12 protein-coding genes are annotated in these 12,628 nt (G+C 74.0%); 7 read left to right on the top strand and 5 right to left on the bottom strand.

Annotated features, from left to right (window positions below; genetic code table 11):
• Positions 1–100 precede the first annotated feature (100 nt).
• Complete coding sequence (locus ACIO9K_RS19580) at positions 101–1,576, top strand: catalase (RefSeq protein WP_363586983.1); 1,476 nt, start codon at positions 101–103, stop codon at positions 1,574–1,576.
• An 82-nt stretch (positions 1,577–1,658) separates the two neighbouring features.
• On the opposite strand, the gene hisN is transcribed toward ACIO9K_RS19580, so the two are convergent.
• The 5 genes from hisN to ACIO9K_RS19555 form a co-directional block, all read right to left on the bottom strand.
• On the bottom strand, positions 1,659–2,456 hold the full coding sequence (hisN, locus tag ACIO9K_RS19575) for a histidinol-phosphatase (protein ID WP_363586982.1): 798 nt from the start codon (positions 2,454–2,456) through the stop codon (positions 1,659–1,661).
• A gap of 102 nt (positions 2,457–2,558) precedes the next feature.
• The gene (locus ACIO9K_RS19570; protein WP_063347889.1) at positions 2,559–2,882 is read right to left on the bottom strand and encodes a multidrug efflux SMR transporter; all 324 of its coding nucleotides are present in this window, start codon (positions 2,880–2,882) and stop codon (positions 2,559–2,561) included.
• 130 nt (positions 2,883–3,012) lie between these two features.
• Positions 3,013–4,068 carry a ribosome small subunit-dependent GTPase A gene (gene rsgA, locus ACIO9K_RS19565; protein WP_363619364.1) on the bottom strand — a complete coding sequence of 352 codons (1,056 nt, stop codon included), beginning with the start codon at positions 4,066–4,068 and terminating at the stop codon, positions 3,013–3,015.
• 15 nt (positions 4,069–4,083) lie between these two features.
• Positions 4,084–5,415 carry a 3-phosphoshikimate 1-carboxyvinyltransferase gene (gene aroA / locus ACIO9K_RS19560; RefSeq protein WP_063347887.1) on the bottom strand — a complete coding sequence of 444 codons (1,332 nt, stop codon included), beginning with the start codon at positions 5,413–5,415 and terminating at the stop codon, positions 4,084–4,086.
• 154 nt (positions 5,416–5,569) lie between these two features.
• Positions 5,570–6,301 carry a M50 family metallopeptidase gene (locus tag ACIO9K_RS19555; protein ID WP_400331362.1) on the bottom strand — a complete coding sequence of 244 codons (732 nt, stop codon included), beginning with the start codon at positions 6,299–6,301 and terminating at the stop codon, positions 5,570–5,572.
• 138 nt (positions 6,302–6,439) lie between these two features.
• Here ACIO9K_RS19555 and ACIO9K_RS19550 point away from each other — a divergent pair, with 138 nt between their 5' ends.
• The 6 genes from ACIO9K_RS19550 (at position 6,440) to ACIO9K_RS19525 (ending at position 12,500) form a co-directional block, all read left to right on the top strand.
• The gene (locus ACIO9K_RS19550) at positions 6,440–7,192 is read left to right on the top strand and encodes an SOS response-associated peptidase (protein WP_363619363.1); all 753 of its coding nucleotides are present in this window, start codon (positions 6,440–6,442) and stop codon (positions 7,190–7,192) included.
• A gap of 82 nt (positions 7,193–7,274) precedes the next feature.
• Positions 7,275–7,910: an alpha/beta family hydrolase gene (locus tag ACIO9K_RS19545; protein ID WP_363619362.1), complete on the top strand. Its 636-nt coding sequence runs from the start codon at positions 7,275–7,277 to the stop codon at positions 7,908–7,910.
• A 301-nt stretch (positions 7,911–8,211) separates the two neighbouring features.
• The gene (locus ACIO9K_RS19540) at positions 8,212–8,955 is read left to right on the top strand and encodes a sigma-70 family RNA polymerase sigma factor (protein ID WP_400331387.1); all 744 of its coding nucleotides are present in this window, start codon (positions 8,212–8,214) and stop codon (positions 8,953–8,955) included.
• Entirely contained in the window at positions 8,952–9,359 is a 408-nt protein-coding gene (gene rsrA / locus ACIO9K_RS19535) for a mycothiol system anti-sigma-R factor (RefSeq protein WP_363619361.1), read from the top strand. The genes ACIO9K_RS19540 and rsrA overlap by 4 nt, the downstream gene beginning before the upstream one ends.
• Before the next feature lie 337 nt (positions 9,360–9,696).
• Positions 9,697–11,145 carry an HD-GYP domain-containing protein gene (locus ACIO9K_RS19530; protein WP_400331358.1) on the top strand — a complete coding sequence of 483 codons (1,449 nt, stop codon included), beginning with the start codon at positions 9,697–9,699 and terminating at the stop codon, positions 11,143–11,145.
• 23 nt (positions 11,146–11,168) lie between these two features.
• Positions 11,169–12,500, top strand: coding sequence for an HD-GYP domain-containing protein (locus ACIO9K_RS19525; protein ID WP_400331355.1), 1,332 nt, complete (start codon positions 11,169–11,171; stop codon positions 12,498–12,500).
• Positions 12,501–12,628: the final 128 nt, after the last annotated feature.

Here is a 12,628-nt window from a genome sequence, read left to right as displayed (position 1 = left end):
AACAGGGTAAGTCACGCTCTGAGATTGGTTCCAGTGTTGACTTGGACAAAGTCCAAGTTAGGATCGAGTCGTCACGACCGGATAACGCGGAGGCCCTCTTATGACGACCCAGGACGAGCTGCGCCCCACCCTCACCACGGAGGCGGGTGCCCCCGTCGCCGACAACCAGAACACCGAGACCGCGGGCCCCGGCGGCCCGGCGCTCATCCAGGACCAGCAGCTCTTCGAGAAGCTCGCGCACTTCAACCGCGAGCGGATCCCGGAGCGCGTGGTGCACGCCCGTGGCGCGGCGGCCTACGGCACCTTCACGGTGACCGCCGACCTGACGCCCTACACCCGGGCCTCGTTCCTGTCCGAGGTCGGCAAGCAGACCGAGGTCTTCCTGCGGTTCTCCACCGTGGCCGGCAACCTCGGCTCGGCCGACGCGGTGCGCGACCCGCGCGGCTTCGCGCTGAAGTTCTACACCGAGGAGGGCAACTACGACCTCGTCGGCAACAACACCCCGGTGTTCTTCATCAAGGACGCCGTGAAGTTCCCCGACTTCATCCACACCCAGAAGCGCGACCCGTACACCGGCTCCCAGGAGGCGGACAACGTCTGGGACTTCTGGGGCCTGTCGCCCGAGGCCACCCACCAGGTGACCTGGCTGTTCGGCGACCGCGGCATCCCGGCCAGCTACCGCCACCTCAACGGCTACGGCTCGCACACCTTCCAGTGGCAGAACGAGGCCGGCGAGCACTTCTGGGTCAAGTACCACTTCAAGACCGACCAGGGCATCAGGAACCTCACCCAGGACGAGGCCAACCGGCTGGCCGGCGAGGACCCGGACAGCCACCAGCGTGACCTGCGCGAGTCGATCGAGCGCGGCGAGTTCCCCAGCTGGACCGTGCAGGTCCAGATCATGCCGGCGGCCGACGCGGCGAACTACCGCTTCAACCCCTTCGACCTCACCAAGGTCTGGCCGCACGCCGACTACCCGCCGGTCGAGATCGGCCGGCTGGAGCTCAACCGCAACCCCGACAACGTCTTCGCCGAGGTCGAGCAGTCGATCTTCTCCCCGTCGCACTTCGTGCCCGGCATCGGCCCGTCCCCCGACAAGATGCTGCAGGGCCGCCTGTTCGCGTACGCGGACGCCCACCGCTACCGCGTCGGCATCAACGCCGACCACCTGCCGGTGAACCGCCCGCACGCCACCGAGGCGCGCACCAACAGCCGCGACGGCCACCTGTACGACGGCCGCCACGGCCGACAGAAGAACTACGAGCCGAACAGCTTCGGCGGCCCGGTGCAGACCGGCCGCCCGCTGTGGGCCGCCACCGCGGTCACCGGCGCCACCGGCAACCACGAGGCGCCCTCGCACGCCGAGGACGACGACTTCGTGCAGGCCGGCAACCTGTACCGGCTGTTCTCGGAGGACGAGAAGCAGCGGCTGATCGCCAACCTGGCCGGCTTCATCGCCAAGGTCTCCGCCGACCGCGAGGACATCGTCGAGCGGGCGGTCGACAACTTCCGCAAGGCCGACGCCGACTACGGGCAGCGGCTGGAGGCGGCCGTCCGGGAGCTGCGCAAGCAGTAGCCGGGACGCGCCCCGATGAGCGGCGGGCCCGGTCGACCGGAGGACCGGTCGACCGGGCCCGCACCATGTTCGGCCGGAGGACCTAGACGCTCAGGCGGCGCAGGGTCTCCTCGTGGAGGATGCCGTTGCTGGCGACGGCGTCGGCGCCGCCGGGGCCGGACACGCCGTCCAGACCGGTGAAGCGGCCGCCGGCCTCCTCGACGATGACGCAGTTGGCGGCCATGTCCCAGAGCGACAGCTCGGGCTCGGCGGCGATGTCGACCGCGCCCTCGGCCACCATCATGTAGGACCAGAAGTCGCCGTAGGCGCGGGTGCGCCAGCAGGCGCGGGTGAGGTCCAGGAAGGGGTCGAGGCGGCCGCGCTCCTCCCAGCCGGAGAGCGAGGAGTAGGAGAAGGAGGCGTCCTCGATCCGGGAGACGCCGGAGACGTGGATCCGGGAGGCCTTGGTGAGGCTGCGGCCGGCGTAGGCGCCGAGGTCCTTGGCCGCCCACCAGCGGCGCTGCAGCGCGGGGGCGGAGACGATGCCGACCACCGGGCGCTCGACACCGTCCGGGCCGTCCTCCAGCAGGGCGATCAGGGTGGCCCAGACCGGGACGCCGCGGATGTAGTTCTTGGTGCCGTCGATCGGGTCGATCACCCAGCGGCGCGGGCCGGAGCCCTGGAGGCCGAACTCCTCGCCGAGCACCGCGTCGCGCGGGCGGGCGCGCTGCAGCACGCTGCGGACGAGTTCCTCGGCGGCCTTGTCGGCGTCGCTCACGGGGGTGAGGTCGGGCTTGGTCTCGACCTTCAGGTCGAGGGCGCGGAAGCGCTCCAGGGTGACCGAGTCGGCCGAGTCGGCGAGGACGTGGGCGAGTCGGAGATCGTCGTGGTAATCGGCCATGTCCGAAACCCTAGCGATCCCGCCCGGATCGGGACAGCCGGGCTCGCGGACCGGGACGGGCCCGCCGGAGGCGATTGGGCTCGCGGACCGGGACGGGCCTGCTCAGTGCGCCGAGCCGCTGAGCTGGAGGCCGATCACGCCGGCGATCACCAGGGAGATGGACACCAGCTTCAGCACCGAGGTGGTCTCGTCCAGGAAGACCATGCCGTAGATGGCGGTGCCGGCCGCGCCGATGCCGGTCCACACCGCGTAGGCGGGGCCGACCGGCAGGCTCTTCAGGGACAGTGTGAGCAGGCCGAAGCTGCCCAGGGCGAACACGCAGAAGCTGATGGTGGGCCAGAGCTTGGTGAAGCCCTCGCTGAGCTTGAGGTTGATCGCGAAGCCGGTCTCCAGCAGGCCGGCCAGGACCACCAAGGCCCATGCCATCGCGTGCCCTCCCTGTCGATCGACGGGTCGGACCGCGCTGTGGCCCGACCTTCCTATGATCGCCAGGCCGGCGCGGTCCGACACCTCGAACGGTCGGGAAACCCATGGGACGGTAAAACCGCCGCCCGGGTCAGTCGCCCTCGCGGGCCTCCTTGCTGGCCAGCAGGCGGCGCAGCGAGTAGAGCCGGGCGCCCTCGGCGTGGCCGCCGGCGACCCAGGCGTCCAGCGCGCAGTCCGGCTCGTCGTGGCTGCAGGCGCGCGGGCAGTCGACGGTGCCGGGCTCCAGGTCGGGGAAGGCGTGGATGACCCGGGACGGGTCGATGTGCGAGAGGCCGAAGGAGCGGAAGCCCGGGGTGTCGATCACCCAGCCCGGGTCCAGCGCCTTCTTGGAGCCCGGCTTGGCGCCCGGGGGCGGGGGCAGCCGCAGCGCCAGGGCGGACACGGTGGTGTGCCGGCCGCGCCCGGTGACCGCGTTGACCCGGCCGGTCTGCCGCTGGTGGTCCGGGACGAGGGCGTTGACCAGGGTGGTCTTGCCGACGCCGGAGTGGCCGATGAACACCGTGGAGAGGCCGCGCAGGTGCGCGCGGACGGCCTCGGCGCCGGCCGTCTCCAGTTCGTCCCGACGGGTGACCACGTAGTCGATGCCGAGCGGCGCGTACGACTCCAGCAGCGGCCCGGCCGGGGCGAGGTCGGCCTTGGTGAGCACCAGCAGCGGCTCCATGCCCGCGTCGTACGCGGCCACCAGGCAGCGGTCGATCAGCCGGGGCCGGGGCTCCGGGTCGGCCAGCGCCGTGACGATGGCCAGCTGCTGGGCGTTGGCGACGACGATCCGCTCGTACGGGTCGTCGTCGTCCGCGGTGCGCCGCAGCACCGAGCTGCGCTCCTCGACCCGGACGATCCGGGCGAGCGTGTCGGTGTCCCCGGAGAGGTCGCCGACGATGTTGACCACGTCGCCCACGACGACGCCCTTGCGGCCCAGCTCGCGGGCCTTCATGGCGACGATCTCGCGTTCCTGCTTGGTGCCCGGGTCGATCAGGCAGGTCAGCCGGCCGCGGTCGACGGTCAGCACCATCGCCTCGGCGGCGTCCTCGTGTTTGGGCCGGATCCGGGTCCGCGGCCGGGAGCCCCGGCGGGCGGGGCGGTTGCGGATGTCGTCCTCGTCGGCGTCCTTGCCGTAGCGGCGCATGTGCTCAGTCTCCGCTCAGGCGTCCGCCACCGCTTCGCCGAGCAGTTCCGCCCACATCTTCGGGAAGTCCGGCAGGGTCTTGGCGGTGGTGGCCACGTTCTCCACCTCGACGCCGGGCACGGCCAGGCCGACCACGGCGGCGGCGGTGGCCAGGCGGTGGTCCTCGTAGGTGTGGAAGACGCCGCCGTGCAGCGGGCGCGGGCGGATCCGCAGGCCGTCCTCGGTCTCGGTGACGTCGCCGCCGAGGTCGTTGATCTCCTTGGCGAGCGCGGCGAGCCGGTCGGTCTCGTGCAGCCGCAGGTGGGCGATGCCGTACAGGTGGGACTCGGAGTCGGCCAGTGCGGCGACGGCGGCGATCACCGGGGTGAGCTCGCCGACGTCGTGCAGGTCCGCCTCGATGCCGTGGATCCGGCCGGTGCCGGTGAACTGCAGGCCCTCGTCGGTGAACTCGCAGGCGCCGCCCATCCGGGTGTAGATCTCGCGCAGCTGGTCGCCGGGCTGGCTGGTGTGCTTGGGCCAGTCGCGCACGGTGACCCGGCCGCCGGTGACCAGGGCGGCGGCGAAGAACGGCGCGGCGTTGGAGAGGTCCGGCTCGACCACCAGGTCGCGGCCGATCAGGGCGCCGGGGGTGACCCGCCAGACGTCCTTCTCGCCGCCGTCCTCGGGGGCGTCGACCTGGACGCCGGCCAGGCGCAGCATCTCGACGGTCATCCGGATGTGCGGCAGCGACGGCACCGGGCCGCCGACGTGCCGGACCTCGACGCCCTGGTTGTAGCGGGCGCCGGAGAGCAGCAGGGCGGAGACGAACTGGGACGAGGAGGAGGCGTCGAGCTCGACCGGGCCGCCGTCGAGCGCGCCGGTGCCGTGCACGGTCAGCGGGAAGGCGCCGCGGCCGCCGTCGTCGATCCGGGCGCCGAGCGCGCGCAGGGCGTTGATCACGCCGTGCTGGGGGCGCTCGTAGCTGCGCGGGTCGCCGTCGAAGTGCACCGGGCCGTCGGCGAGGACGGCGAGCGGGGGCAGGAAGCGCATCACGGTGCCGGCGTTGCCGACGTCGATCGAGGCGGGGCCGCGCAGCGCGGGGGTCGGGATGACCCGCCAGGCCTCGCCGCCACCGGTGCCGCCGGAGTCGTTGTTGACCTTCTCCTCGATGCCGACGCCGAGGGCGCGCAGGCCGTCGGCCATCAGCTGGGAGTCGCGGCTGCGCAGCGGCCGGCGTACCCAGCCGGGCTCGTCGGCGAGCGCCGCCAGCACCAGGGCTCGGTTGGTGACCGACTTGGAGCCGGGGATGGTGACGGTGGCGTCAACGGGGGTGGTCGCGACGGGGGCGGGCCACAGGGTCTCGGTCATGGGGCCAAGTTTAGGGGCCGTACCGGAACGGCCCCTGCGCCAACCGCATGGCGGGACGGGGGAGGCCCGGTGCAGGGGTTGTGGCAGCCGGCCCGTGCCGCGGGGGCGGCCCGGTGCGGGGCCGGGAGCAGCCGGCCCGTGCCGCGGGCGAGGTTCAGTACAGGGGCTGGAGCAGCCAGCTCGCGCTCAGGGCGAGGCAGGCGAGGGCGGTGAGCAGGAAGACGGTGATCCAGGCGAGGCCGGGGATGTGGGTGAGGCGGGCCAGTTGGTCGGCGTCGGAGTCGCGGGCCCAGCCGATGCGGCGCTGGTGCTGGAGTTCGAGGACCGGGCGGACGGCGCCGAACAGCAGGAACCAGCAGCCGAGGTAGGCGAAGCCGGCCTGGACCTCGGTGCTGCCGAACCAGGAGACCAGGAAGAAGGCGCCGCCGGCGACCAGCACGGTGAACAGGCCGAAGGCGTTGCGGATGCGCACCAGGAGGGCGAGCAGCAGGACGACGGCCAGCCAGAGCAGCAGGGTGATCCGGCCGGTGGAGAGCAGGGCGGCGCAGCCGAGGCCGAGCAGGGCGGGGGCGGTGTAGCCGGCGGCGGCGGTGAGGATCATGCCGGGGCCGGTGGGGCGGCCGTAGGAGAGGGTGAGGCCGGAGGTGTCGGAGTGCAGCCGGATGCCGGCGAGCCGGCGGCCGGTGACGAGGGCGATCAGGCCGTGGCCGCCTTCGTGGGCGATGGTCACGGCGTTGCGGGTGACGTGCCAGAGCGGGCGGGCGAGGACGGCGAGCAGGGCGGCGCCGGCGGTGGCCAGCACCAGCCAGCCGGGCGGCGCGGGCTGGGTGCCGGTGACCTGGTTCCACAGTTCGCCGAGGTTCTGGTCGGTGGGTTGTGCGCTCATCGTCTCGTCTCCGCCTCCGTCCGCTGCGTTGGGCCGTTCGGGGCAGCCTCCCATGCGGGGACGGGCGGGCGGGAGCGGACGGTTCTCCTGGCGGGATGAAGAAGTGGTGAGCGGGGGCGGCATGGCAAGCTGGCCCGCATGTGCGGTCGCTTCGCAGCCAGTGGCAAGCCCGAGGACATCGTCGAGCTGTTCGGCGTCGAGCAGTGGGATCCGGCGGAGACGCTGGCCCCCAACTGGAACGTCGCCCCGACCACCAGCGCCTTCGTGGTGCTGGAGCGGGTGCCGAAGGGCCGGGCGCGGCCGGTGCGCCAGCTGAGGGTGCTGCGCTGGGGTCTGGTGCCGCAGTGGTCGCGGTCGGCCGAGACGGCGGTGAAGATGATCAACGCCCGTTCGGACACGGTGCACGAGAAGCCCTCGTACCGGCAGGCGTTCGCCTCGCGCCGCTGCATCCTGCCGGTGGACGGCTACTACGAGTGGCAGACGGTGCCGGGCGAGCGCGGCAAGGCGCGCAAGAAGCCGTTCTTCGTCTCCCGGGCGGACGGCACCCCGCTGGCGCTGGCCGGGCTGTACGAGTTCTGGCGCGACCGGACGGTGCCGGCCGACCATCCGGCGGCCTGGCTGGTGACCTTCACCATCGTCACCACCGACGCCGAGGAGTCGCTGGCGCCGATCCACGAGCGGATGCCGCTGTTCCTCGACCCGGGCTCCTACGACGAGTGGCTGGACCCGGGGCTGGACGACCCGGAGGAGCTGCGCCGGCTGCTGATACCGCCGCCGCCCGGTGCGCTGCTGGCCACCCCGGTCTCGCCGGCGGTCGGCAGCATCCGCAACAACGGGCCGGAGCTCAAGGAGCCGTGGGCCGAGGCGGAGTACGAGACCACCCTGTTCTGACGTCTTCTGCCGTCCGATGTTTGAAGTTCGACGATCGAGTCCTGACAGCTGAGGGAGCCTGAGCCGGTTGGAGCGACCGACGATGACCACCGAACTCGTCCCCACCGAGGTGGGGGACGCCCGGATCAGCTACCACCGGGCCGGTGCGCCGAAGGCGCTGCTGGCGCTCGGTCACGGCGCGGGCGGCGGGATCGAGGCCCGGGACCTGGTGGCGCTGGCCGCGGCGCTGCCGGCGCGCGGGATCACCGTGGCGCTGGTGGAGCAGCCCTGGCGGGTGGCGGGCAAGCGGCTCGCCCCGGCGCCGCGCACGCTGGACCGCGGCTGGACCCCGGTCGCCGGGCGGCTGGCCGGTCAGGGGCTGCCGCTGGTGGTCGGCGGGCGCAGCGCCGGGGCGCGGGTGGCCTGCCGGACCGGGGCGGCGAGTGGGGCGGTGGGGGTGGTGGCGCTGGCGTTCCCGCTGCACCCGCCGGGCCGGCCGGAGAAGAGCCGGGCGCAGGAGCTGCTGGAGTCGGGGACGGCGACGCTGGTGGTGCAGGGTACGGCGGATCCGTTCGGCGGGCCGCAGGAGTTCCCGGAGCTGCCGCCCGGGCACGAGCTGGTGGCGGTGCCGTACGGCGGGCACGGTTTCGACGTGCCCAAGCGGGCGCCGGTGGGGCAGGACGAGGTGCTGGAGGCGATCTGCCGGGCGGTCGGGGACTGGGTGCTGCGGGTCGTCTGAGGCGGCGGGGGCGGCCGTGAGCGGGGGGTTTCCACTCGATCACCCGTACGAGCGATTTCGGGGCGGGCGCGGGAATGCGGGCGGGGCCGGGGTGGTTGGCACTCTCGTCAGCACGATTCCCGGTTGAGAGGCAGGGCAGATGGGTTCGATCGCGTGCCCCGAGCGGTCAGAGCAGCGCGAGGCCGCCGCGGCGTTCGGCCCCGCCTGGTCCGACTGGATTGTCGCGGGCGAGAAGCCCGTCAGCCCGATATCCTCCATTTCGGGGCGGCCTGCCGTGGGTCGTGCCCGCCATGCCGAGGAGGTGGGTCCGGTCGTCGGGACCGAGCACGAGGCCGAGCCGGGCCGGGGCCCGGAGGAGGGCCAGCCCGTGGGCGAGGCGCTCACCGGTGAGGAGCTGGCCGAGGCGATCGGTGAGGACACCTTCCGGGTGTCGGCACAGGAGAGCGAGGAGGCCCGGCGGGAGCGCTTCGAGCGCGACGCCTTGGGCTACCTGGATCCGATGTACTCGGCGGCGCTGCGCATGACGCGCAACCCCGCGGACGCGGAGGACCTGCTCCAGGAGGCGTTCGCCAAGGCGTACGCGTCCTTCCACCAGTTCCGCGAGGGCACGAACCTCAAGGCCTGGCTGTACCGCATCCTCACCAACACGTTCATCAACTCGTACCGCAAGAAGCAGCGCGAGCCCCAGCGCACGGCGGCGGAGGAGATCGAGGACTGGCAGCTGGCCCGCGCCGAGTCGCACATGTCGACCGGTCTGCGCTCGGCCGAGACCCAGGCGCTCGACCACCTCCCCGACAGCGACGTGAAGGACGCGCTCCAGGCCATTCCGGAGGAATTCCGGATCGCCGTGTACCTCGCGGACGTAGAAGGCTTTGCGTACAAGGAGATCGCGGACATCATGGGTACTCCCATCGGTACGGTGATGTCCCGGCTGCACCGCGGCCGCCGTCAGCTGCGCGGCATGCTGGAGGATTACGCCCGTGAGCGCGGGCTCGTCCCGGCCGGCAGCGGGGCAGGGCAGGAAGCGAAGGGCTCGGGCTCATGAGCTGCGGCGATCCGCACGACACGGAGTGTGGCGAGGTCCTCGACCACCTCTACGAATTCCTCGACAACGAGATGACCGAGGGCGACTGCGCCAAGCTGCGGGTGCACTTCGAGGAGTGCTCGCCCTGCCTGAAGCAGTACGGGCTGGAGCAGGCGATCAAGGCGCTGATCAAGCGCTCCTGCGGCTGCGACGACACCCCGGCTGACCTGCGCAGCAAGGTGCTGGCCAGGATCGACTCGATCCGGGCGGGGCAGCGTTCGGGCGAGCAGGTGGTGGTCGCCGTCGACACCACGGTCGAGTTGCACGTCGAGGCGGACCGGCCGGCGCCGGGCGCCGGCGAGGCCCCGGAGGAGTCGACGGTCCGGCCCGGTGCCACCGTCGAGGCGGGCGCCCCGGCGGAGTAGCCGCCCGGCCGTCCAACGGCCGGGCGGAGCAAGCGGACGGGCCTGCCGGCGAGGGCGGGCCGAGCGGTCCGGACACGGAGTCAGGCGGCCCCGGGAGCGTGCGCTCCCGGGGCCGCTCCCTTTGTGCTTGCATGCGCCCCTCACTCGTTCGAGTGAGTTGGCGGTGCGCCAGCAGCGTCGTCGCGCCATCATGCGTCCTTACGCCCGGGTGGCGGCCTATCCTCCTGACGGACGCTCACCGCCGGTCCGCCCGGCGAGCTGAGGCAACGCGGGCCCGGACGTCGGGGAGGTCGAGATCGCTATCGACGGCGAAGACGCGGCCCTGCCGGAGGGGGCGATGCGCTACCTGGTGGCCGTCCCGGTGGCGGCGCTGTGCTGCCTGCTGCCGCTGCTGCCGACCGGCGTGCCGCCCGGGGTCCCGCGCTGGCTCGGCGCCCCGGTGGACTGGCCCAAGGTCGGGCTGCTGGCCTTCCTGCACGGCTGCTGGGAGTCACTGGCCCAGGGCCTGCCGACACCCTGCCTGCGACTGGTCCGCCGGCTGCTGCGCCGCCCGCCGCCGCCCGAGCGGGCGCTCTCCCGCCCCGGGGTCAACGCCTTCTTCCCGGTGCTGTTCGCCGGCGTGCTGATGCTGCCGCCGGCCGCCGCCGCGCTGGTCGCGGTGCCCACCGCGGTGCTCGGTGGCCCGGCCGGGCGCGGCTGCCGGACCCGCCAGCTGTGGAACGGCTCCCAGCTCGCGCTGTGCGCCTTCGCCTCCGCGGCCGCCTTCCACCTGCTGCACGGGCCGCAACTGCTGCTCGGCTCCCGCTTCCCGGCCGCGCTGCTGCCCGGCTTCGCCGCCGTCGTCACGTTCTGCCTGGTCAACGGGGTGCTGGTGGGCGCGATGCTGATGCTCGCGGAGGACCGCCGGCCCGTCGTGCTGCTGCGCGGGGCGGTCGCGGTGTGCGGGCTGCCGGTGCTGGTGCACGCGGCCGGCGGCCTGATGGTGGCCGTGCTCTGGCAGGGCCCGTACGGGGCGTTCGCGGCGCTGCTGGCGCTGCTGCCGCTGTCGATCTCGGCCTGGGTGTTCGCCCAGGGGCAGCGCGAGCGGGACGCCCACCAGGCCACCGTGCAGTCGCTGGTGCAGGCCGTGGAGATCAAGGACTCGTACACCCGCGGGCACAGCGAACGGGTCGGCCGGGCCTCGGTGCTGATCGCCGGTCAGCTCGGCATGGAGGCCGAGCGGCTGCGCACCCTGCGCTTCGCGGGGATCCTGCACGACGTCGGCAAGCTGGGCGTGGCCACCGAGTTGCTGCGCAGAAACGGTCCCCTCAGCGAGACGGAGCGGCGGGCCGTCGAGGTCCACCCCGTGTACGGGTACGAGCTGGTGCGCGGGATCGCCTTCCTCGGCGAGGCGCACGCCGGGATCCTGCACCACCACGAGCGGATGGACGGCCGGGGTTACCCGAGCGGGCTGGTCGGCGAGCAGATCCCCGAGTTCGCCCGGATCATCTCGGTCGCCGACGCCTTCGACTCGATGACCTCCACCCGCTCCTACCGGCGCGGCCGCCCGGTCGCCGAGGCCGTGGCGGAGCTGGAGCGCTGCTCGGGCAGCCAGTTCGACCCGGTGATGGTCCGGGCGCTGATCGACGCGCTGGCCGGGCACGACTGGCAGCCGGTGCTGCCGCCGCCCGGGGACGGCATCCGGGCCGTCCCCGACATTCCGCTCGGAGTGCCCGAGCCGGCCCGGGCGGCGCCGGGCCGGGTGCCCGCGCAGGGCGGGAGCGTCCCCACGGCCGGGCAGCCGTGACCGCGGCCGGCCGGGAGGCCCGCGTGGTGCACGCGGCGGCGGCCGCGCTGCTGGTGTTCGCGGTGGGCGCGGTCGCGCTGCGCGGGGTGGCCGGGGCGCGGGTCGCGCTGGCGTTCACGGCGCTGATCGCGCTCGGCGAGTGCGTCCGGATCACTCTTCCGGGCGACCGCGAGCAGGCACCGATCGGCGCGGCCGGCGCGCTGGCGTACGCCCTGCTCGGGCCGCTGCGCGGGGTGCCCACCGCGCCCGGGATGCTCCAGGTCGTCGCGGTGACCGGCGTCGGCCTGCTGCTGTCCTGGCTGCCCGGCCTCGCGTTGCCCCGGCTCAGGGCGTGCCGCCCGGGCCGGGGCCGGCCGGGCCCGATCCAGCGGGCCCGCCCCGGCCGCCCGCACCGGCGCCCGCCCTGGGCCGACCCGGCCCGGCGGGACAGCGCCGCCCGCCGGCTGCTCGGGGTCGGCTTCGCGGCCGCCGTCTTCCAGCCGCTCTACAACGGCGGACTGGTCGACCGCTTCTCGCCCGAGGGCCCGGCGTACGGGGCGTTCCTGACCGCCGTCGCCGCGCTGGCCGCGCTCTGCGACGCGACCCTGGCGGCGCTGCTGCGCCGGTCGGCGGCGGGTCTGGAGGGCGGGCTGCGGTTCCCGGCGGCGCTGGAGGACGAGCTGCGCTCGCTGTTCGGGATCGGCTCGGCGATCGTCGCCACCGGGATGCTGGTCAGCCTGGCGGCCGGCGAGGTCGGGCTGTGGGCGCTGCCGCTGTTCTGTACCCCGCTGCTGCTCGCCCAGGTGTCCTTCCGGCGGGCCGCGGCCGTGCGGGCCACCACCGGGCAGACCATCGCCAGCCTGGCCCGGGCCACCGAGGTGGCCGGCTACACCCCGCACGGGCACGCCCGCCGGGTCGCGGACACGGCGTGCGCGCTGGGGCGCGAGCTGGGGCTGGGCACCCGGGAACTCGCCCTGCTGGAGTACGCGGCGCTGATGCACGACGTGGGCCAGCTGTCGCTGGTCGAGCCGGTGCCGGACGGCGCGACCGCGCTGCTGCCCTGCGCCGAGCAGCAGCGGATCGCCCGGCTGGGCAGCGAGGTGATCCGCCGCACCGGGGTGCCCCGGCAGGTCGCCGAGCAGGTCGCCCGGCTGGCCGATCCGGTGCTCGGCACGGCCGGCGGGGACGGCGCGGTGCCGCTGGCGGCCCGGATCATCCGGGTGGCCAACGCCCACGACGACCTGCTGACGGCGGCCCGCGGCCGCGGGGTCGGCGAGGCGGTGGGCCGGCTGGAGGCGCTGGAGGTGCTGCGGCTGGGGCGCGGCCGGGTGTACGACGCCCGGGTGGTGGACGCGCTGGCCCGGGTGGGCGGCTAGGCCCTGCCCGGTGGATCAGGCCCGGGCTCGGGCGGGCTCGGGCGCGGGCCTGAGTTCGGCGGCTGACCCGGGCTCCGGTGGAGCGCCGCGGACCGGCGGGCCTCCGTCGGGGTTGAGGCGGGGCGGCC

This window comes from Kitasatospora sp. NPDC087271, assembly GCF_044744605.1.
Lineage (GTDB): Bacteria > Actinomycetota > Actinomycetes > Streptomycetales > Streptomycetaceae > Kitasatospora.
The sequence above is the reverse complement of the archived record's forward strand: the minus strand, read 5'-3'. Positions and strand labels throughout refer to the sequence as shown.

What these genes read in the sequence shown, in the direction of transcription:
- ACIO9K_RS19570 (WP_063347889.1), bottom strand. Translation starts at nt 2,882, where the DNA reads ATGGCATGGGCCTTGGTGGTCCTGGCCGGCCTGCTGGAGACCGGCTTC.
- hisN (WP_363586982.1), bottom strand. Translation starts at nt 2,456, where the DNA reads ATGGCCGATTACCACGACGATCTCCGACTCGCCCACGTCCTCGCCGAC.
- ACIO9K_RS19580 (WP_363586983.1), top strand. Translation starts at nt 101, where the DNA reads ATGACGACCCAGGACGAGCTGCGCCCCACCCTCACCACGGAGGCGGGT.
- ACIO9K_RS19530 (WP_400331358.1), top strand. Translation starts at nt 9,697, where the DNA reads ATGCGCTACCTGGTGGCCGTCCCGGTGGCGGCGCTGTGCTGCCTGCTG.
- rsgA (WP_363619364.1), bottom strand. Translation starts at nt 4,068, where the DNA reads ATGCGCCGCTACGGCAAGGACGCCGACGAGGACGACATCCGCAACCGC.
- ACIO9K_RS19545 (WP_363619362.1), top strand. Translation starts at nt 7,275, where the DNA reads ATGACCACCGAACTCGTCCCCACCGAGGTGGGGGACGCCCGGATCAGC.
- aroA (WP_063347887.1), bottom strand. Translation starts at nt 5,415, where the DNA reads ATGACCGAGACCCTGTGGCCCGCCCCCGTCGCGACCACCCCCGTTGAC.
- ACIO9K_RS19550 (WP_363619363.1), top strand. Translation starts at nt 6,440, where the DNA reads ATGTGCGGTCGCTTCGCAGCCAGTGGCAAGCCCGAGGACATCGTCGAG.
- rsrA (WP_363619361.1), top strand. Translation starts at nt 8,952, where the DNA reads ATGAGCTGCGGCGATCCGCACGACACGGAGTGTGGCGAGGTCCTCGAC.
- ACIO9K_RS19555 (WP_400331362.1), bottom strand. Translation starts at nt 6,301, where the DNA reads ATGAGCGCACAACCCACCGACCAGAACCTCGGCGAACTGTGGAACCAG.